Source organism: Crenobacter luteus, assembly GCF_004345725.1.
GTDB lineage: Bacteria > Pseudomonadota > Gammaproteobacteria > Burkholderiales > Chromobacteriaceae > Crenobacter > Crenobacter luteus.
Map to the genome: position 1 here is coordinate 1 of NZ_SLXG01000031.1, position 19,413 is coordinate 19,413.

17 protein-coding genes and 1 pseudogene are annotated in these 19,413 nt (G+C 66.8%); 7 read left to right on the plus strand and 11 right to left on the minus strand.

The genetic code is table 11. The features are described 5' to 3' along the window. Positions 1-178: pseudogene (locus EV683_RS14635) on the plus strand (IS481 family transposase); the annotation flags it as partial. Here the strand turns inward: EV683_RS14635 and EV683_RS14735 are convergent. From EV683_RS14735 to galE, 4 genes are all read right to left on the minus strand, one after another. After that, a complete protein-coding gene (locus EV683_RS14735) occupies positions 97-318 on the minus strand; it encodes a hypothetical protein (protein WP_279432285.1) in 222 nt (73 codons plus the stop codon). The pseudogene EV683_RS14635 and the gene EV683_RS14735 sit on opposite strands and share 82 nt — an antisense overlap. Positions 319-383: 65 nt before the next feature. After that, positions 384-1,373 (minus strand): Gfo/Idh/MocA family protein, encoded by a 990-nt coding sequence (locus EV683_RS13300; protein ID WP_131863115.1) that lies wholly within the window; start codon positions 1,371-1,373, stop codon positions 384-386. 71 nt (positions 1,374-1,444) lie between these two features. Beyond that, positions 1,445-2,749 carry a nucleotide sugar dehydrogenase gene (locus tag EV683_RS13305; RefSeq protein ID WP_131863116.1) on the minus strand — a complete coding sequence of 435 codons (1,305 nt, stop codon included), beginning with the start codon at positions 2,747-2,749 and terminating at the stop codon, positions 1,445-1,447. Between the two features lie 33 nt (positions 2,750-2,782). Beyond that, the gene (gene galE / locus EV683_RS13310) at positions 2,783-3,781 is read right to left on the minus strand and encodes a UDP-glucose 4-epimerase GalE (RefSeq protein ID WP_131863117.1); all 999 of its coding nucleotides are present in this window, start codon (positions 3,779-3,781) and stop codon (positions 2,783-2,785) included. A gap of 291 nt (positions 3,782-4,072) precedes the next feature. On the opposite strand from galE, the gene EV683_RS13315 reads away from it, so the two are divergent. From EV683_RS13315 to EV683_RS13335, 5 genes are all read left to right on the plus strand, one after another. Then, positions 4,073-5,233 (plus strand): Re/Si-specific NAD(P)(+) transhydrogenase subunit alpha, encoded by a 1,161-nt coding sequence (locus EV683_RS13315; RefSeq protein WP_131863118.1) that lies wholly within the window; start codon positions 4,073-4,075, stop codon positions 5,231-5,233. A gap of 17 nt (positions 5,234-5,250) precedes the next feature. Beyond that, positions 5,251-5,544 (plus strand): proton-translocating transhydrogenase family protein, encoded by a 294-nt coding sequence (locus EV683_RS13320; RefSeq protein ID WP_066612232.1) that lies wholly within the window; start codon positions 5,251-5,253, stop codon positions 5,542-5,544. Positions 5,545-5,553: 9 nt separating this feature from the next. Beyond that, entirely contained in the window at positions 5,554-6,924 is a 1,371-nt protein-coding gene (locus EV683_RS13325) for an NAD(P)(+) transhydrogenase (Re/Si-specific) subunit beta (protein WP_131863119.1), read from the plus strand. Positions 6,925-7,088: 164 nt separating this feature from the next. Continuing rightward, on the plus strand, positions 7,089-7,856 hold the full coding sequence (locus tag EV683_RS13330; protein ID WP_131863120.1) for a sulfite exporter TauE/SafE family protein: 768 nt from the start codon (positions 7,089-7,091) through the stop codon (positions 7,854-7,856). 116 nt (positions 7,857-7,972) lie between these two features. Beyond that, positions 7,973-8,632, plus strand: coding sequence for an META and DUF4377 domain-containing protein (locus tag EV683_RS13335; RefSeq protein WP_131863121.1), 660 nt, complete (start codon positions 7,973-7,975; stop codon positions 8,630-8,632). 245 nt (positions 8,633-8,877) lie between these two features. Here EV683_RS13335 and EV683_RS13340 read toward each other — a convergent pair whose 3' ends face one another. From EV683_RS13340 to hutC, 6 genes are all read right to left on the minus strand, one after another. Next, complete coding sequence (locus EV683_RS13340) at positions 8,878-10,179, minus strand: glycosyltransferase family A protein (RefSeq protein WP_131863122.1); 1,302 nt, start codon at positions 10,177-10,179, stop codon at positions 8,878-8,880. A gap of 470 nt (positions 10,180-10,649) precedes the next feature. After that, positions 10,650-12,188 (minus strand): histidine ammonia-lyase, encoded by a 1,539-nt coding sequence (gene hutH, locus EV683_RS13345; RefSeq protein ID WP_131863123.1) that lies wholly within the window; start codon positions 12,186-12,188, stop codon positions 10,650-10,652. A gap of 125 nt (positions 12,189-12,313) precedes the next feature. Further along, the gene (hutU, locus tag EV683_RS13350) at positions 12,314-13,984 is read right to left on the minus strand and encodes a urocanate hydratase (RefSeq protein ID WP_131863124.1); all 1,671 of its coding nucleotides are present in this window, start codon (positions 13,982-13,984) and stop codon (positions 12,314-12,316) included. A 23-nt stretch (positions 13,985-14,007) separates the two neighbouring features. Beyond that, positions 14,008-14,943, minus strand: a complete 936-nt coding sequence (gene hutG, locus EV683_RS13355) for a formimidoylglutamase (RefSeq protein ID WP_131863125.1) — start codon at positions 14,941-14,943, stop codon at positions 14,008-14,010. A gap of 1 nt (position 14,944) precedes the next feature. Continuing rightward, a complete protein-coding gene (gene hutI / locus EV683_RS13360) occupies positions 14,945-16,183 on the minus strand; it encodes an imidazolonepropionase (protein WP_131863126.1) in 1,239 nt (412 codons plus the stop codon). 328 nt (positions 16,184-16,511) lie between these two features. Then, a complete protein-coding gene (gene hutC, locus EV683_RS13365; RefSeq protein ID WP_066612242.1) occupies positions 16,512-17,258 on the minus strand; it encodes a histidine utilization repressor in 747 nt (248 codons plus the stop codon). A 96-nt stretch (positions 17,259-17,354) separates the two neighbouring features. On the opposite strand from hutC, the gene ggt reads away from it, so the two are divergent. Beyond that, a complete protein-coding gene (gene ggt / locus EV683_RS13370) occupies positions 17,355-19,094 on the plus strand; it encodes a gamma-glutamyltransferase (RefSeq protein ID WP_131863127.1) in 1,740 nt (579 codons plus the stop codon). 11 nt (positions 19,095-19,105) lie between these two features. On the opposite strand, the gene EV683_RS13375 is transcribed toward ggt, so the two are convergent. Continuing rightward, the gene (locus tag EV683_RS13375) at positions 19,106-19,345 is read right to left on the minus strand and encodes a hypothetical protein (RefSeq protein ID WP_207910468.1); all 240 of its coding nucleotides are present in this window, start codon (positions 19,343-19,345) and stop codon (positions 19,106-19,108) included. Between the last annotated feature and the right edge of the window lie 68 nt (positions 19,346-19,413).

The window sequence follows — 19,413 nt, forward strand, 5'->3', positions numbered from 1 at the left end:
CGCATCGGGCCAGGATCTCTCAACCACACTGGAGCGTTATGTCCTGCTCTACAACCAGCATCTGCCGCAGCTCGCCCTGCAGCACCGGACGCCGACTCAGGCCATGAAGGAATGGCAGAAACAGCGCCCAGATTTGTTCAAAAAACGCGTTTGCAATCGTCCGGGACTGGACACGTAGGCGGCAAGCGCAGCCTCCAGCTCGGCCACTTCCGGGCCCATGATGTACTGCCCGTGGTCGAACACCGAGTGGAGGCGCGCGTCGATCGCGGGTTTCAGGTGCTGGTACTGGGTTTTCAGGTCCATGAAGGCGATGCTCATCGTATTTTTCTTCCTTGAAGCCTCGGCCAACGTTGGCCGAGGCCGGTTATTTCAAATCGGCCGGCTCAGTAATCCAGCGGCAGGCTGACGCGGCGGCCGTCGCGCGCCGACAGATAGGTCGCGATCAGCAGCTCCAGCGACTTCAGCCCCTCGCGGCCGTCGGTCTCCGGCTCCGCCTCGCCACGGAACACGCGGATCACGTTGTCGTAGTACAGCGGGTGGCCGAAGCCGTACACGCTGGTGGTCGCGTAGCTGGCGTCCTGGATGCCCGCGTCCATTTCGTGCGCTTCGGCGAACTCCCAGTGCTGGATCTCGTTCACCGCCACCCCGCCGACGCGCACCGTGCCCTGCTCGCCGATGATGGTGATCGAGCCCTCGAGGTTCTTCGGGTAGGTCAGCATCGTCACGTTCATGCTGCCCATCGCGCCCGAGCGCCACTTGATGCTGACCACGCCGGTGTCCTCGACCTCGATGTTGCGCGCCAAGGTGCCGGTGTAGGCCTGCACGCTCTCGGCCGGGCCGACCAGCCAGTCGAGCAGGTCGGCGTAGTGGCTGGCCTGGTTCATGAACGCGCCGCCGTCGAACTCCCAGGTGCCGCGCCAGCCGGCCGCGTCGTAGTAGGACTGCGGGCGGGTCCAGAACACGTTGACGTTGACCATGTAGAGGCGGCCGAAGCGGCCGGCCTTGTCGCCGGCTTCGACCATCTTCACGCCGTCCTGCCAGCGCGTCGCCATCGGCTTTTCGGTCATCACGTGGAAGCCGGCGGCGAACGCGTCGATCGCCTGGCGCGGGTGCAGGCCGGACGGCGTGGTCAGGATCACGCAGTCGGCGTCGCTGTGTTCGAGCAGTTGGCCGAGGCTGGCGTGGCCGCGCGCGCCGGTGCGCGCCACCGCCGCCGCCAGCGCGGCCGGGTCGGTGTCGCACACGTCGACCAGCTCGGCGCGGTCGGCGTGCTGCTCGAGCGCGCCGAAGTGGTTGTTGGCGATGCGGCCGCAGCCGACCAAGGCGAAGCGGATCTTGCGGTCGAGAATGGGCGCTTGCGAAACGGGATGCATGGGTAGGATCTCTGTACAGTGCAAGAGCGGCACACCCGGCCACCAGGCCGGGGCGCGTCGGCGGGAGCGGATCAGGCCTTGACGATGTGGGCCGCCGGCTCGAGATACTTGCCGCGGCTGTCGACGATCAGCTGCGCGTGCGCCTGGATCTGCGCGTAGTCGAATTTGTCGTGGTCGGTCGCCAGCAGCACGCAGTCGTAGCTTGCGATGCTGTCGGCGGTCAACGCCACGCTCGACAAGTCGAAGTGGTGCTCGCGCATCTTCGGGAACACCGGCACGTGCGGGTCGCTGTACGCGACCTCGGCGCCCAGATCGCGCAGCTTCTCCATCAGGAACACCGACGGGCTCTCGCGCATGTCGTCGACGTTCTTCTTGTAGGCGATGCCGAGCACCAGGATCTTGCTGCCGTTGATCGCCTTCTTGCGCGCGTTCAGCGCGGCGGCCACCTTGCCGACCACGTAGTCCGGCATCGACGCGTTCACCTCGCCCGCGAGCTCGATGAAGCGGGTGTTGACGCCGTACTCGCGCGCCTTCCAGGTGAGGTAGAACGGGTCGATCGGGATGCAGTGCCCGCCCAGACCCGGGCCCGGGTAGTAGGGCACGAAGCCGAACGGTTTGGTGGCGGCGGCGCGGATCACCTCGTGGATGTCGATGTCCATCTTGTCGGCGACGATCTTCATCTCGTTGACCAGACCGATGTTCACCGCGCGGTGGATGTTCTCCAGCAGCTTGGTCATCTCGGCGGCGCGCGTCGACGACACCGGCACCACCTGGTCGATCACCGCGCTGTAGAGCGCCACGCCGATTTCCTGGCACGCCGGCGTGTAGCCGCCGCATACCTTCGGGATGGTGCGGGTGGTGAAATTCGGGTTGCCCGGGTCCTCGCGCTCCGGCGAGTAGACCAGGAAGGCGTCGTCGCCGACGGTGAAGCCGCGCGATTCGATGCGCGGCAACAGTTCCTCGTCGGTGGTGCCCGGGTAGGTGGTCGACTCCAGCGACACCAGATGGCCCTCGCGCAGGTAAGGCACCAGGCTGTCCATGGTGTCGAGCACGAAGGACAGGTCCGGCTCGCGGTACTTGTTCAGCGGCGTCGGCACGCACAGGATCAGCGTGTCGGCCTCCGGCGCGCGACTGAAGTCGCAGGTCGCCTCGAAGCCGCGCTCGCGCGCCTCGGCGATGCTGTCGGCGCCGATGTGCTCGATGTAGGAGCGGCCGGCCATCAGTGCGTCGACCTTGTCCTGGTCGATGTCGAAGCCGAGCACCTTGTAGCCGACCTCGGCAAAGCGCAGCATCAGCGGCAGGCCGACGTAGCCGAGACCGACGATGCCGATCACGGCGGTTTTGTCGTGAATTTTCTTGATGAGTGCGTTTTTCATTCCGTACGTCATACGTAATTGATATTCAACGGGTTAAGCGGTTTTCGACTGCTGCCATTTCCATGCACTGGCGCACATGTCGTCAAGTCCTTTTTCGGCCCGCCAGCCGAGCCGCCGTTCGGCCAGGCTCGGGTCGGCGCAGCACGCGGCGATGTCGCCCGGCCGGCGCGGCGCGATCTCGTAGGGAATCGGCCGCCCGCTCGCGGCGGCGAACGCCGCCACCATCTCGAGCACCGAATAGCCGCGGCCGGTGCCGAGGTTGAGCGTCAGCAGGGCCGGCTCGCGCGCGAGCGCCTCGAGCGCTTTCAGATGGCCGCGCGCGAGGTCGACGACGTGGATGTAGTCGCGCACGCCGGTACCGTCCGGCGTCGGGTAGTCGTCGCCGAACACCCGCAATTTCGCCAGCCGGCCGGCCGCGACCTGCGCGACGTAGGGCAGCAGGTTGTTCGGGATCCCGTTCGGGTCCTCGCCGATCAGGCCGCTGTCGTGCGCGCCGACCGGGTTGAAATAGCGCAGGATGGCGATCCGCCACGCAGGGTCGGCACGATGCAAGTCGCGCAACATGTCCTCGACCATCAGCTTGCTGCGGCCGTAGGGATTGGTCGCCGACAGCGGGAAGTCCTCGCGGATCGGCACCGCGTGCGGGTCGCCGTAGACGGTCGCCGACGAGCTGAACACCAGCGTCTTCACGCCGTGCCGCTGCATCGCCTCGACAAGCCTCAGGCTGCCGACGACGTTGTTGTCGAAGTAGCGCAAGGGCTGCTCGACCGACTCGCCGACCGCCTTCAGACCGGCGAAGTGCACGACCGCGTCGATGGCAAAACGCGCGAACACGGCGTCGAGCGCGGCGGCGTCGCGGATGTCGCCCTCGACGAAGGCCGGTTTTTTGCCCGCGATGCCCTCGACGCGCCGCAGCACCTCGCGCTTGCTGTTGCACAGATTGTCGAGCACGACGAGGTCGTGCCCGGCGTCGAGCAGCTCGACGCAGGTATGCGAGCCGATATAGCCGGCTCCCCCGGTGACCAGAATCATCGTCTTGATACCGCCAAGCCAAAAGCATGATTGTCGCATGGCCGGCGCCACCGCCGCGAGCGCGCCGCCGCGCCGTTTCGACATACCTTCGTCATGTTTGGCGGCCAGCATGCCAAAGGCGACGGCTTGGTCATGCGCTGACGGCGCCCCGACTCTCTTCATGTCGCAATTCTGAAAATTAATTGCGCCTATAAACAATTTCTGCTTTAAATATCGATTCAGCGCCCGTCGCCACGGCCCGACCGGCGTGCCCATAACATCTAATGAATCAACAACTTGGAGAGGAAAACCATGCTCATTGCCATTCCGGCGGAGTGCGTGGCGAACGAGACGCGGGTGGCGGCGACGCCGGAAACCGTCAAGAAGCTCGTCGCCATGGGACACTCGGTCATCGTGCAGAAAGGCGCGGGGCTCGCGTCGGCCTTGCCCGACGCGGCCTTTACCGACGCGGGCGCCAGCCTGGCCGACAACCGCGCGGCCGTCTACGCGAACGCCGACATCGTGCTCAAGGTCCGTCCTCCTTTGGATGAAGAGATCGCCGAGTTCAAGGACGGCGCGGTGCTGATCTCGCAACTGGCGCCGTACCAGAACGCGACCTTCCCGGCGATGGCCGCCAAGAAGCTGTCGGCCTTCGCGATGGAGCTGCTGCCGCGCACCACGCGCGCGCAGGCTATGGACGTGCTCTCGAGCCAGAACAACATCGCCGGCTACAAGGCGGTGCTGTTGGCCGGCCACTACTACCCGCGCTTCATGCCGATGCTGATGACCGCCGCCGGCACCGTGAAGCCGGCGCGCGTGCTGATCCTCGGCGTCGGCGTCGCCGGCCTGCAGGCGATCGCCACCGCCAAGCGCCTCGGCGCCGTGGTCGAGGCCTTCGACGTGCGTCCGTCGACCAAGGAGCAGGTCGAATCGCTCGGCGCCAAGTTCGTCGAGGTGCCGATGACCGACGAGGAAAAGGCCGCCAACGACGGCGTGTACGCGAAGGAAATGTCCGACGACTACAAGCGTCGCCAGGGCGAACTGGTCGCCAAGCACGCGCGTGCCGCCGACATCGTGATCACCACCGCGCTGATTCCGGGCAAGAAGGCGCCGCTGCTGCTCGCCGCCGACGTCGTCGCCGCGATGAAGCCGGGCGCGGTGATCGTCGACCTCGCGGCCGAAGCCGGCGGCAACTGCGCGGTGACCCGTCCGGGCGAGGTGTTCGTCACCGACAACCGCGTCACCGTGGTCGGCAGCTATAACCTGCCGGGCATGATGGCCGGCGACGCCTCGGCGCTGTACGCGAAGAACCTGTTGACCTTCCTGTCGCTGATGCTCAGCAAGGAAGGCTTCTCGATCAACCTGGAAGACGAGCTGCTCGAAGCGACGCTGGTGACCCACGCCGGCGCCGTGCGCTTCGGCCAACCTTCCCCGGCGGTGGCGGCGCAAAGCGCGGTGCCGAGCCAGGCCTGAACCCGAGGAGACCTCCCATGACTGATCCCTTCATCATCAGCTTCACCATCTTCGTGCTGGCGGTGTTCGTCGGCTACCACGTGGTCTGGAACGTGACCCCGGCGCTGCACACGCCGCTGATGGCGGTGACCAACGCCATCTCCGGCATCATCGTGGTCGGCGCGATGCTGCAGGTGGTCGACATCGACGGCCAGGCGCTGTCGGTGACGTCCGTCCTCGGCGCGATCGGCATTTTCCTCGCCAGCATCAACATCTTCGGCGGCTTCCTGGTCACCCAGCGCATGCTCGAGATGTTCAAGAAGAAGAAATAAGGAGCCACGATGCAGAACGTTTCCGCAATCCTCTACCTTGTCGCGGCGGTGCTGTTCATCCTGTCGCTCAAGGGCCTGTCGTCGCCGGTGTCGGCGCGACGCGGCAACACCTACGGCATGGTCGGCATGCTGATCGCCGTGCTGACCACCTTCGCGGTGATGGACAAGCCGGTGTACGCGCTGATCGTCGGCGCGATCGTCGCCGGCGGCGCGATCGGCACCTGGAAGGCCAAGACGGTCGAGATGACCGGCATGCCCGAACTGGTCGCCGCGATGCACTCGCTGGTCGGCCTCTCGGCGGTGCTGATCGCCGTCGCCGCGGTATTCCACACCGGCGTCGAGCACACCCCGGTGCAGAAGGTCGAGCTGTTCATCGGCGCCTTCATCGGCGCGATCACCTTCACCGCGTCGGTGGTAGCGTTCGGCAAGCTGTCGGGCAAGTTCGGCGCCAAGGCGGTCACCTTCTCGGGTCAGCACCTGCTGAACCTGCTGCTGGCGGTCGCGATGGTCGGCTTCGGCGTCGTCTACTTCTTCACCGACAGCCACGCCGCCTTCCTGATGATGTGCGCGATCGCGCTGGTGCTCGGCGTGACGCTGATCATCCCGATCGGCGGCGCCGACATGCCGGTGGTGGTGTCGATGCTGAACTCGTACTCGGGCTGGGCGGCCGCCGGCATCGGCTTCACGCTGAACAACCCGGTGCTGATCATCGCCGGCGCCTGCGTCGGCGCGTCGGGCGCGATCCTGTCCTACATCATGTGTAAGGCAATGAACCGCTCGATCGTGTCGGTGCTCCTGGGCGGCTTCGGCGCCGAGGCGGCCGCCGGCGACAGCACGGCTTCGGGCCCCAAGAGTTACAAGTCGGGCTCGGCCGAAGATGCGGCCTTCCTGATGAGCAACGCCGACAACGTGATCATCGTGCCGGGCTACGGTCTGGCCGTGTCGCGCGCGCAGCACGCGCTGCAGGAATTCGCCGACATCCTGACCGAGAAGGGCGTCAACGTGCGCTACGCGATCCACCCGGTCGCCGGCCGCATGCCGGGCCACATGAACGTGCTGTTGGCCGAGGCCGAAGTGCCGTACGACCAGGTGCTCGAGATGGAAGAGATCAACTCCGACTTCTCGAACACCGACGTGGTGCTGGTGATCGGCGCCAACGACGTGGTCAACCCGGCCGCGCAGAAGGACAAGAACAGCCCGATCTACGGCATGCCGATCCTCGAAGCGTACAAGGCGCGCACCACCATCGTCGTGAAGCGCTCGATGAGCGTCGGCTACGCCGGCCTCGACAACGAGCTGTTCTACATGGACAAGACCATGATGGTGTTCGGCGACGCGAAGAAGGTCGTCGAAGGCCTGGTCAAGGCGGTCGAGCACTGAGCCTCGGCCAACCCTGTCCGCGCAACGCCGCCCTCCGGGGCGGCGTTTTTCGTGGCGGCCGCGTCGGCGCGGCGAAAATGCCAATCACATTGGGATCGCCCCCAGCTTCGCCGCCGTCATGAAAATAGTAAACTGGGTCACTTTCCCTCGTGAAAGTGCCTCCCGTGACCGAGACCCTCGTCCTCCTCGGCGTCATCGCCTTCGTCTCCGGTCTGATCGACGCCGCCGTCGGCGGCGGCGGCCTGATCCAGATCCCCGGCCTGTTCAACGTGCTGCCGCAGAGCACCGCGCCGGCCACCGTGTTCGGCACCAACAAATTCTCGTCGATCTGCGGCACCGCGATCGCCAGCCGCCAGTACGTGCGCCGCGTGCGCCTGCCGTGGAGCTTAGTGCTGCCGGCGGCCGTCTGCGCGTTCGCCTTCGCCTTCGTCGGCGCGACCGCGGTCAGCCTGATCCCGAAAGATGTGCTCAAGCCGATCATCCTCGCGCTCTTGATCGCGATGGCCGGCTATACCTTCATGAAGAAGGACTTCGGCCATCTCCACAAGCCAAAGGAAATCACCGCGCGCGAGCGCTGGATGGCTGCGGCCTTAGGCGCCGCGATCGGCTTCTACGACGGCCTGTTCGGCCCGGGCACCGGCAGCTTCCTCGCCTTCCTGTTCATCCGCTGCTTCGCCTTCGACTTCCTGCACGCGAGCGCGTCGGCCAAGGTGGTGAACCTGGCGACCAACCTCGCCTCGCTGGCCTTCTTCATCCCGAGCGGCCACATCCTGTGGTGGGCCGCACTGCCGATGGCAGCGTGCAATATGGCCGGCGGCATGGTCGGCGCGCGGCTGGCGATCCGCGGCGGCGTGAAGCTGATCCGCGTGCTGTTCCTGATCCTGTCGATGGTGCTGATCGGCAAGTTCGGCGCCGACCTGTTCTGGCACTGAGCCCGCGCGCCGCCGCGCCAACCAACGGCCCTGCCCGCGCCAGCCGTCGGCAGGGCCGGGAACTTCCGCGCGTTCATACGGCCGTATGAACGTCAACGCTTCCAGAAAGGACGACCATGCCCCGCCACCTTCCCGCCCTCGCCATCCTGTCGACGCTCGCCGCCGCGCCGGCCTTCGCCGCGCCGAATCTGTCCGGCACCGAGTGGCGGCTGGTCAGCCCGCAGGCCGAGCGCGCGCCGACGATCCGCTTCGACGACGGCCGCGCCAGCGGCTTTTCCGGCTGCAACCGCTTCGTGTGGACGCGCCAGGACGGCAAGTCGCAGGTCGCCGGCACGCGCATGATGTGCGCGCCGGCCGCGATGCGGACCGAACAGGCCTTCCTCGCGCTGCTCGAGGCCGGCCCGCGCGTCGAGACCGACGACCGCGCGACCACGCTCTCGCTCGTCGCCGGCGACACCCGCTACACCTTCGCGCGCGTCGGCGCGCCGTCGTCCGCCGTGCCGGTCGCCGAACACAGCGAATACCTGACCGTCGCACCGTTCACCCGCCCGTGCAGCGCCGGCGCCGGCAAGATGGACTGCCTGCAGGTGAAGGGCGCCGACGGTGCCTGGCAGCACTTCTACGGCGGCATCGAGGGCTTCACACCCGAGCCGGGCGTCGGCTACACGCTCAAGGTGCGCGTGATCCCGGTCGCCAACCCGCCGGCCGACGCGCCGAACCGCCGCGTTGTGCTCGAGCGCGTGGTGATGACCGAAAAGGCCGAGCGGCTCGACTGAGGCACCGTCTTTCGAGTCAAGCGCCGCGTACGTAAGCATCCACCGAACCCGGGGCAGACCAGTCTCGGTCTGCACCCGGTCGGATCGGGCTGGAACGGCTGGTTTCTGGAAGTACCCTGCAGCACCACACGCCGATTCAGGCCCTGGAAGCCGGCACAAACAGAGCCCGGAATTGTTCTAAAAAACGCATTTGCAATCGTCCAGGACTGGGCAAAGCCTGCTCCCGCCAGATCAGCAGGCGCGGCTCAGCGATAACCGCGTGGCAGAATCTGTCGCAAACCCATCCCCCATTTCCACAGCATATTTACTGATTGGGTTTGCATGGGGCCTTCAAGTCGTTTATCCAATAGAACCTTCCAGGTAAAATTCAAAAAACTACGGCTATGCCCGAAGCCATTACCATAATATTTCAGCTCAAGCGTTTTTCGAGCATCCACGGGGGTATTACCACTAAGATCTCTCGTCAAACTGTGATAGCTTTTTTTTCTATCGATCTCCGACCGATCTCTGCACCATATTTTTTTTGATAAAAGTCGCGGCAACGTGCCCATTGCCTTATGGTATTTTATAAAACGGACATCTTCCGCGCCATAGCGCCCGGCAAACTGCTCGTCATAGCCGTGGCATTCAAAGAAGCGTCCTCGAGACAGGAAAAATATGTTGGGGTGCGGTTTTTGATACTGCCCCTGATCATCTTTTCGCCACAGTTTGTAAATTACCTTCCCACAGGATCCTCTACCAACCAAAGCCTTCAGGGAAGATTCCGGGAAATAATGGTCAATGTCCGTTATTAACACGTTATCAGACTTGGCATATACCACGCCGACATTTCTCGCCCCAGCTTGGTTCCAGCGAATATCTTCATTAATTTTTATCCAAATTAAATTAAGCGGAAGATCGGGAATGGCATAATCGACCGGTGAACCATCGTCCACAATGACAAACTGTATCTGCCTTCTTAATTCCTCTGAAAATCCGGCGTACGACTTCAACAGGCCCAATACGCTATCAATAGAACTTTGATTACAATAAAAATGAGAAACATATGTCAACTTAATGTACTCATAACCAGGCCTATCTAGCACATCACCGCTGAGCATTTTATAACAGCGCGCAAGAGACTCACCTTGGGAAACATCAAAATAATCGAGCTTATATTGATTCGGAACCCAAACCTCCTTTCTCACCTCTTCATTCTCGAATACATTCACATCCGTCTTCTGAAAATATAGCCACTTGCTAAAAAATCCACGCTTTATTTTCTTTGGAGCATACCAGCTCCTGACCACGCTAAACGGCTTGCGATACAAAAACCGCCACAACAAAACAAAAAATTGTGTTTTATCATCATGCACATGAACAATATTAAACTGTCTTTTCTCCCACTCTTTGCATAACAAGAGGAAAATATCTTTCCGCTCCATCTGGACAAAAAACGTTCTTTGGTTAATTCCTTTTTCTTCGCAAACATCCTGACTAATTTCATGGATAGGTCTATTTTTTTCGCTTTCGATTAATTGAATAACGTCAGGAAATTTGGGGGACATAAAAAATCCAGTCAGCAATAATCAACCCGCTAATTCTAAAGGCATTTCATTAGTCAGTCCAACGCATAGATGTCCCGTCCCGGACGATTGCAAACGCGTTTTTTGAACAAATCCGGGCGCTGTTTCCGCCAGGTCTTCAGGACCTGAATCGGCGTACGTGGGCGGTGAACTCGCCGCCGCTGCCAGTCAGGATGATGCGCACGTGGCAGGGAACCACCTTCTGCCGCGCGGACAGGAAGGCGCGTGCCGCCACGGCGCTCTTGTGCGGTTTGAGCTGCGCGAATACCCTGCGGGTGGCGCGGTCGATGGCACAAACAGATAGTGGCGTGCTCGAGCGCGTGGTGATGACCGAAAAGGCCGAGCGGCTCGACTGAGGCACAACCGCCGCCGCGACACGAAAAAACCCCGCCGATCAGGCGGGGTTTTTGTTCGGGCGACGCTCGGCCAACGTTGGCCGAGCCTCCATCCGCTTACAGCGACGGCAGCAGGCCGTCGATGGCGAAGCGGTTGTAGTCGGCGCGCTTAATCAGCGCGGCGGCCTTCTCGATGTCCGGCGCGAAGTAGCGGTCCTTGTCGTAGAACGGCACTTCGGCGCGCAGCATCGCCTTGGCGTCTTCCAGCGGCTCGGCGGCCTTGTTCGGCGCGCGGAAGTCGACGCCCTGGCAGGCGGCCAGGAGCTCGACCGCGAGGATGCCGGCGGTGTTGTCGGCCATATCGGCGAGACGGCGGCCGGCGAAGGTCGCCATCGACACGTGGTCTTCCTGGTTGGCCGAGGTCGGCAGGCTGTCGACCGACGCCGGGTGCGCCAGCGACTTGTTCTCGGACGCCAACGCCGCCGAGGTGACCTGCGCGATCATAAAGCCGGAGTTCACGCCGCCGTTGTTGACGAGGAAGGGCGGCAGCTTCGACAGGTTGCTGTCGATCAACAGCGCCATGCGGCGCTCGGACAGCGAACCGATCTCGGCGATCGCCAGCGCCAGATTGTCGGCGGCGAAGGCGACCGGCTCGGCGTGGAAGTTGCCGCCGGAGATGATGTCGTTGTCGTCGGCGAACACCAGCGGGTTGTCGGACACCGCGTTGGCCTCGGTCAGCAGCACTTCGGCTGCCTGGCGGATCTGCGTCAGGCACGCGCCCATCACCTGCGGCTGGCAGCGCAGGCTGTACGGGTCCTGCACCTTGCCGCAGTTGGCGTGCGACGCGGCGATCTCGGATCCGGCGCCCAGCAGCGCGCGGTATTGCGCGGCGGCGTCGATCTGTCCCTTGTGGCCGCGCACCTGGTGGATGCGGTCGTCGAACGGGCGGCGGCTGCCCTGCGCGGCTTCGACCGACATCGCGCCGGCGACGGCGGCGGCGGCGAACAGGTCTTCGGCGGCGAACAGGCCCTCGAGCGCGAAGGCGGTCGACGCCTGCGTGCCGTTCAAGAGCGCCAGGCCCTCCTTCGGCGCCAGCGTGATCGGGTCGAGGCCGGCGGCGTGCATCGCCTCGCGGCCGTGCACGCGACGGCCGTCGACGAAGGCTTCGCCCTCGCCGATCAGCACCGCGCTCATATGCGACAGCGGCGCCAGGTCGCCCGAGGCGCCGACCGAGCCCTTCTGCGGGATCACCGGGTAGATGCCCTGGTTGAACAGCGCGATCATCGCGTCGAGCACCAGGCGGCGGATGCCGGAGAAGCCGCGCGCCAGCGAGTTGATCTTGAGCGCCATCACCAGACGCACGGTCGAGGCCTTCATCGGCTCGCCGATGCCGGCGGCGTGCGACAGCACGATCGAGCGCTGCAGCAGTTCCAGCTCGTCGGCGGCGATCTTGGTGTTGGCCAACAGGCCGAAGCCGGTGTTGATGCCGTAGACGGTGCGGTTTTCCGCCAGCACGCGCGCGACGGTGGCGGCGGAGGCGTCGATGGCGGCGTGGGCGGCCGGGTCGAGCGCCAGCTGCACGGAGGCGTCGCGCGCGATCAGGCGCAGGTCGGCCAGCGTCAGCTTGCCGGGGGTGAGGGTGAGCACGGTGTTCATGCTTGGGTCTCTCCTTGTCTGGCCGCGCCTCGTGGGCGCGGCCGGCGATTCGGTCGGCGGGCGCGCGTCGCGCCACACCGTGATTGTAGGGCCGGGGCTCGGCCAAGGTTGGCCGAGCCTTGCGCTTACTTCAGCATCGGCAGGTCGAGGCCCTGCTCGCGGGCGCAGTTCTTGGCGATGTCGTAGCCGGCGTCGGCGTGGCGCATCACGCCGGTGCCCGGGTCGTTGCGCAGCACGCGGCCTACGCGTTTCGCCGCCTCGTCGCTGCCGTCGCAGACGATCACCACGCCCGAGTGCTGCGAGAAGCCCATGCCGACGCCGCCGCCGTGGTGCAGCGACACCCAGGTCGCGCCGCCGGCGGTGTTCAGCAAGGCGTTCAGCAGCGGCCAGTCGGACACGGCGTCCGAGCCGTCGAGCATCGCCTCGGTTTCGCGGTTCGGGCTGGCGACCGAGCCGGAGTCGAGGTGGTCGCGGCCGATCACGATCGGCGCCTTCAGCTCGCCGTTCTTCACCATCTCGTTGAACGCGAGGCCGAGGCGGGCGCGGTCCTTGAGGCCGACCCAGCAGATGCGCGCCGGCAGGCCCTGGAAGGCGATGCGCTCCTTCGCCATGTCGAGCCAGTTGTGCAGGTGCGGATCGTCGGGGATCAGTTCCTTGACCTTCTGGTCGGTCTTGTAGATGTCCTCCGGGTCGCCCGACAGCGCCACCCAGCGGAACGGGCCGGTGCCCTCGCAGAACAGCGGGCGAACGTAGGCCGGCACGAAGCCCGGGAAGTCGAAGGCGTTCTCGACGCCCATTTCCAGCGCCATCTGGCGGATGTTGTTGCCGTAGTCGAGCGTCGCCGCGCCGCGTTCCTGCAGCGTCAGCATCGCCTGCACCTGGCGGGCCATGGACTGCTTGGCCGGCAGCACGATGGACTGCGGGTCGTTCTGGCGCGCTTCGCGCCACTGCTCCATGGTCCAGCCCTGCGGCAGGTAGCCGTTGACCGGGTCGTGGGCGGAGGTCTGGTCGGTGACGACGTCCGGGGTGATGCCGCGCGCCACCAGCTCGGCGAACACGTCGGCGGCGTTGCCGAGCAGGCCGACCGACACCGCCTTGCCGCTCTGCCTGGCGTCTTCGACGATGGCGAGCGCTTCGTCCAGGGTCTTGGCCTTGCGGTCGACGTAGCGGGTCTTGAGGCGGAAGTCGATGCGGGTCTCGTCGCACTCGACGGCGATCATCGAGAAGCCGGCCATCGTCGCGGCCAAGGGCTGGGCGCCGCCCATGCCGCCCAGACCGCCGGTCAGGATCCAGCGGCCCTTCGGATTGTTGTCGAAGTGCTGCTTGGCGACCGCGAAGAAGGTTTCGTAAGTGCCCTGCACGATGCCTTGCGAGCCGATGTAGATCCACGAGCCGGCGGTCATCTGGCCGTACATCATCAGGCCCTTCTTATCGAGCTCGTTGAAGTGGTCCCAGTTGGCCCAGTGCGGCACCAGGTTGGAGTTGGCGATCAGCACGCGCGGCGCGTCCGCGTGGGTCTTGAACACGCCGACCGGCTTGCCGGACTGCACCAACAGGGTCTCGTCGTCCTCCAGACGCTGCAGCACTTCCAGGATCTTGTCGTAGCACTCCCAGTTGCGCGCGGCGCGGCCGATGCCGCCGTACACCACCAGGCTTTGCGGGTGCTCGGCCACCTCGGGGTCGAGGTTGTTCTGGATCATGCGGTAGGCGGCTTCGGTCAGCCAGCTCTTGCAGGTTTTTTCGGCACCGCGCGGCGCGCGGATGATGCGGGACGGGTCGAAACGCGAATCGGACATCGGGGGGTCTCCTTGGTAGACGCTTAGGGCTGCCACTGGCGGGCAATGCTCCAGGCAAGCCTGGCCGCGCACTTAGCGCCGTGGCTGTCCTGGTCGAAACGGGGGTTGAACTCGACGAGGTCGGCGGCGGCGAGCCGGCCGCTGCCGGCCAGCCGCGTCGCGACGGCCTCGACGACGGCCATCGGCACGCCGAAGGCGGCCGGCGCGCTGACCGCCGGCATCTGCGCCGCCGGCAGCACGTCGAGGTCGATGGTCAGATAGACGAGGTCCACCGATGCGACGAAGGCGTCGAGCTCGGCCAACCTTTGCGGCAGTTGCGCCTCGGTCAGCGCGGTGTCGGGCTGCCACTGCACCTTGAGCGCCGCGGCGCGCGCGAACAGCGCCCGGGTGTTCGACGGCGCGGCGACGCCCCAGCACAGGTAGCGGAACGGCCGGCCGTACGCCTGGCACAGGTCGGCGATCTGCTTGAACGGCGTGCCCGAGCTCGCCTCGGCGGACTCGCGCAGGTCGAAGTGGGCGTCGAGGTTCACGATGCCGATGGTCTTGTCCGGATAGGCCGCGGCGAGGCCGAGGTAGGTGCCGTAGGCGGTCTCGTGGCCGCCGCCGAGCACCAGCGGCTTGTGGCCGGCGCCGATCAAGGCGGCGACACGTTGGCCGAGCCGTTGTTGCGCGGCGTCGAGGTCGGCGTCGGGGCAGCCGACGTCGCCGGCGTCGTAGACCGGCGTCGCCTGGTGCCAGGCGAGGTTGGCGAGCGCCTTTCGCAATACCGCCGGCGCCTCGACCGCGCCGACGCGGCCCTGGTTGCGGCGCACGCCCTCGTCGCAGGCGAAGCCGACCAGCGCGACGCCGGGCGCGACGTCGGCCGAGCAGGGGTGGACCTGCTGGTGCCAGCGGGTGGCGAGTTCGCCCTCGCCCGCGTCGACGCGGCCGCTCCAGAGCTTCATGTCGATCTCGTTCATCTCAGTGCTCGATGTGTTGGGCGACGCCGCGGAACACACGCAGCGCCAAGGGGTTGGTGCCGAGCGCGTAGGCAAGCTCGGCCGGATGGTCGACGTCCCAGACGAGGAAGTCGGCGACGCAGCCGGCGGCCAGCCGGCCGTGCGTGTCGCCGCGGCCGAGCGCGCGCGCCGCGTGCCGGGTGACGCCGGCGAGCGCCTCCTCGGGCGTCAGCCCGAACAGCACGCAGGCCTGGTTCATCGCCAGCCGGATGCTGGCGAACGGGCTGGTGCCGGGGTTCAGGTCGGTCGCGACCGCCATCGCCACGCCGGCCTCGCGCAGCGCGGCAACCGGCGGCTTCTGCGTCTCGCGCAGGAAGTAGAAGGCGCCGGGCAACAGCACCGCGACGGTGCCGGCCTCGGCCAGCGCGGCGACGCCGGCGTCGTCGAGGTATTCGACGTGGTCGGCCGACAGGCCGCCGAACTCGGCGACCAGCGCCGCGCCGTACAGGTTCGACAGCTGCTCGACGTGGCCCTTGACCGCGAGGCCGCGCGCCTGCGCCGCCTCGAACACGCGGCGCGTCTGCGCCGGCGAAAAGCCGACGCTCTCGCAGAACACGTCGACCGCCTCGGCCAGGCCGGCCTCGGCCACCGCCGGCAGGATGACGTCGACCACGTGGTCGACGTAGTCGTCGGCGCGGCCGGCGTACTCGGGCGGCACCGCGTGCGCGGCCAAGAGCGTGGTCGCGACCTCGACCGGCAGCAGGTGCGACAGCCGGTGCGCGGCGCGCAACTGCTTGATCTCGTCGGCGAGCGTAAGGCCGTAGCCCGACTTGACCTCGACGCAGGTCACGCCCTCCTTCACCAGCGCCTTCAGGCGCGGCAGCGCGGCGTCGACCAGACCCTGCTCGGAAAGCTGGCGGGTCGCGCGCACCGTCGAGACGATGCCGCCGCCGGCCGCGGCGACGTCCTGGTAGCTCGCGCCCTGCTGGCGCATCTCCCACTCGGCCGCGCGGCTGCCGCCGTACACCAGGTGGGTGTGGCAGTCGACGAAGCCTGGCGTGACCCAGCGGCCGGCCAGGTCGACCACCGCGCCGTCGAAGGCGCCGACGGCGGACTCGGGCACGACGGCGGCGATGCGGCCGGCCTCGACCACCAGCGCGTGGCCGTCGAGCGCGCCGTAGGGCGCGGCGACCGTCGGGTCGAGGGTGGCGAGGCGCGCGTTGCGCCACAGGCTGCGTTCGGTGTCGGGGTTCGGGTTCATCGTCGTCGTCCTCAATCTGTATATACATTTAAGCAGATCGACGGCGTGCGTCAAGCTTCCGTTCACGCCGTCGCGACGTAACAAACCCTTATCCCTCTAACCAAACGGCGCGAATCCTTGCAAACAAAGGCGGGCGGCGCTGCCGGCGCACCGTTTCACACGTCGCCAAAATGTATATACATTTGTTGCGGTCACGCGACAGCGAGGCCAGCCGGCGGCTGGCGGCGGCCAAAACGGGGCGGGCGGGAACGGCGAAAAAGCGGCGCGGACCGCGGCCGCCGCCGTGCAAAGATCGCTGGCAGGTTTCGGGAAGGGTTGGCCGAGGCCTTTAGCGCACGTGGGTCTGCGAGCGCAGCTTGTAGCGGCTGCCCGGGTGCCACAGCCGCGCGAAGCTGACCAGGTGCGGGCCGGACCAGGTGCGGCGGTGGACGAGGATGCACGGCTCGACCGCGCCGACGCCGAGCGCCGCCTGCTCGGCGGCGCCGGGCAGCACCGCCTCGACGGTGTGCTCGATGTCGGTCAGCGGGCAGACGTCCATCAGGTACTGGTTGGGGGTGATGCGGGTGAAGTCCTGCGCGAGGTAGTCGGGCGCCCACGCCAGATTCACGTAGCGGTCCTCGAGCTGGATCGGCACGCCGTTCTCGCGGTGCACGATCAGCGTGTGCGCGACCGCGTCGCCCAGCCGCACGCCCAGCGGCACCGCGACGGTGTCGCTGGCCGGCACGCGGCCGATCTCGAGCACGTCGGCGCTGTGGACGTGGCCGCGCGCGCGGATCTCCTCGGCGATGTTGTTGATGTCGAGCAAGGGCGACACCGCCTTGGCCTCGGCGACGAAGGTGCCGCTGCCGGCGATGCGGTTGACGAGGCCGGCCTCGGCGAGGTCGCGGATCGCCTTGTTCACCGTCATGCGCGACACGCCGAAGCGCGCGGCCAGCTCGAGCTCGGACGGGATGCGGCTGCCGGGCGGAAAGCGGCCGTCGCGGATGCCGTCGAGGATGGAGTCCTTGATCTGCTGGTAGCGGGGGGCGGCGGTTTCGCTCACGTCGGGCACCGTGTCGGGGTCGGGGGCGTTCATTCTAGTGCCTGTCGGCGTCGGCTTTCACCGTCGCGCGCGCAAAAAGCCGAAATTCCTTCGCCATAATGGAAGACCGTCGCCTGCCAGGAGTCCGCCATGCCCCGCCCCGCCCGCGCGCTCGCCGCGCTCTGCCTCGGCCTCGCCCTGTCCGGCGCGTACGCCGACGCGCCGCCGGCCGCCTCGCCGCAGGCGCGCTACGATTACGCCCAGGACATCTTCCACCCGGTGTTCGCGGCGCGCGCGATGGTCGCCAGCGAGCACGCGCTGGCGACGCGCGTCGGCGTCGACGTGATGCGCCAGGGCGGCAACGCCGTCGACGCGGCGGTGGCGGTCGGCCTCGCGCTCGCGGTGGTGCTGCCCAACGCCGGCAACCTCGGCGGCGGCGGCTTCCTGCTCTTTCACGACGCGGCGCGGCGCGACACCGTCGCGCTGGACTTCCGCGAGACGGCGCCCGCGCGCGCCTCGCGCGACATGTACCTCGACGAGGCCGGCCAGGTCGTGCCCGGCCGCTCGCTCGATACCCACCTCGCCGTCGGCGTACCCGGCACCGTCGCCGGCCTCGCGCACGCGCACCGGCGCTGGGGCACGCTGCCGCTGGCGACGCTGGCCGCGCCGGCGATCCGGCTGGCCGAGCGGGGCTTCGCCGTCAGCCCGACGCTGGCGCGGATGCTCGAGGTCGAGCGCGAGCGGCTCGGACGTTGGCCGAGCAGCCGCGCGGTGTTCTTCCGCGACGGCCGGCCGCTGCGCGCCGGCGAGACGCTGGTGCAGCGGGACCTGGCGCGCTCGCTGCGGCTGATCGCGCGCGACGGCGAAGCCGCCTTCTACCGCGGCGCGATCGCCGACGCCATCGTCGCCGAGATGGCGCGCCACGGCGGCCTGATCGGCACGGCCGATCTGCGCGCCTACCGCGTCGTCGAACGGCGGCCGGTCGAGGGCGAGTACCGCGGCTACCGCGTGCAGTCGATGCCGCCGCCGAGTTCGGGCGGCACCCACATCGTGCAACTGCTCAAGCTCGTCGAGCGCTACCCGCTCGCGCAGCTGGGCGCCAACAGCGCGCAGACGGTGCACTACCTGGCCGAGGCGATGAAACTGGCCTACGCCGACCGCGCCGAGTACCTGGGCGACCCCGACTTCACGCGCGTGCCGGTCGCCGGGCTGACCTCGCGCGCCTACGCCGACGCGCTCGCGCGCCGCATCGACCCGGCGCGGCCGACGCCGGCCGCGGCGATCCGCCCCGGACGGCCGCAGGACTTCGAGAGCCCGCAGACCACGCACTACTCCATCGTCGACACGCGCGGCAATGCCGTCGCCGTCACCTACACGCTGAACCTGAACTTCGGCAGCGGCATCGTCGCCGCCGGCACCGGCATCCTGCTGAACAACGAGATGGACGACTTCTCGGCCAAGCCGGGCGTGCCGAACGCCTTCGGCCTGATCGGCGGCGAAGCCAACGCCATTGCGCCGGGCAAGCGGCCGCTGTCGTCGATGTCGCCGACGCTGGTGCTCAAGGACGGCCGGCCGTGGCTGGTGACCGGCAGCCCGGGCGGCGCGCGCATCATCACCACCACGCTGCAGACGGTGATCAACGCGATCGACTTCGGCATGAACCCGGCCGAATCGGCGGCGACGCCGCGCGTGCACCACCAGTGGCTGCCCGACGAGCTGCGCGTCGAGAAGGGCCTGAGCGCCGACACGCTGGCGCTGCTGCGCCAGCGCGGCCACACCGTCGTCGTCAGGCCGACGATGGGCCGCACGCAGACGATACAGTTCGGCCCCGACGGGCTGTACGGCGCGTCCGACCCGCGCAACCCGGACGGCGCCGCCGCCGGCTTCTGAGCCGCCTGCCCTCACTTGCGGCCGATCTCGGCCTGAATCTGGTCGAACACGCCGCCGTCGCTGAAATGCCTGGTCTGCGCGACACGCCAGCTGCCGAACAGCTGCTTGATGGTGAACAGCTTCACCTTCGGGAACTGCGCCGCGTAGCGGGCGGCCACGTTCGGATCGCGCGGACGGTAGTAGTGCCGTGCGGCGATCTCCTGTGCCTTCGGCGTGTACAGGAACTGACCTGCCCCCAGGATTAGGGCCAAGACCTACTTGGTAAAGTCGGTTAAAAATTTCTGCTCCTGCTCCGCTTGTTCCCTCATGCGGAAGCCTG

Excerpts from the sequence above, each read along its gene's own strand:
- EV683_RS14735 (WP_279432285.1), bottom strand. The coding sequence starts at position 318 with ATGAGCATCGCCTTCATGGACCTGAAAACCCAGTACCAGCACCTGAAA.
- EV683_RS13300 (WP_131863115.1), bottom strand. The coding sequence starts at position 1,373 with ATGCATCCCGTTTCGCAAGCGCCCATTCTCGACCGCAAGATCCGCTTC.
- EV683_RS13305 (WP_131863116.1), bottom strand. The coding sequence starts at position 2,749 with ATGAAAAACGCACTCATCAAGAAAATTCACGACAAAACCGCCGTGATC.
- galE (WP_131863117.1), bottom strand. The coding sequence starts at position 3,781 with ATGATTCTGGTCACCGGGGGAGCCGGCTATATCGGCTCGCATACCTGC.
- EV683_RS13315 (WP_131863118.1), top strand. The coding sequence starts at position 4,073 with ATGCTCATTGCCATTCCGGCGGAGTGCGTGGCGAACGAGACGCGGGTG.
- EV683_RS13320 (WP_066612232.1), top strand. The coding sequence starts at position 5,251 with ATGACTGATCCCTTCATCATCAGCTTCACCATCTTCGTGCTGGCGGTG.
- EV683_RS13325 (WP_131863119.1), top strand. The coding sequence starts at position 5,554 with ATGCAGAACGTTTCCGCAATCCTCTACCTTGTCGCGGCGGTGCTGTTC.
- EV683_RS13335 (WP_131863121.1), top strand. The coding sequence starts at position 7,973 with ATGCCCCGCCACCTTCCCGCCCTCGCCATCCTGTCGACGCTCGCCGCC.
- EV683_RS13340 (WP_131863122.1), bottom strand. The coding sequence starts at position 10,179 with ATGTCCCCCAAATTTCCTGACGTTATTCAATTAATCGAAAGCGAAAAA.
- hutH (WP_131863123.1), bottom strand. The coding sequence starts at position 12,188 with ATGAACACCGTGCTCACCCTCACCCCCGGCAAGCTGACGCTGGCCGAC.
- hutU (WP_131863124.1), bottom strand. The coding sequence starts at position 13,984 with ATGTCCGATTCGCGTTTCGACCCGTCCCGCATCATCCGCGCGCCGCGC.
- hutG (WP_131863125.1), bottom strand. The coding sequence starts at position 14,943 with ATGAACGAGATCGACATGAAGCTCTGGAGCGGCCGCGTCGACGCGGGC.
- hutI (WP_131863126.1), bottom strand. The coding sequence starts at position 16,183 with ATGAACCCGAACCCCGACACCGAACGCAGCCTGTGGCGCAACGCGCGC.
- hutC (WP_066612242.1), bottom strand. The coding sequence starts at position 17,258 with ATGAACGCCCCCGACCCCGACACGGTGCCCGACGTGAGCGAAACCGCC.
- ggt (WP_131863127.1), top strand. The coding sequence starts at position 17,355 with ATGCCCCGCCCCGCCCGCGCGCTCGCCGCGCTCTGCCTCGGCCTCGCC.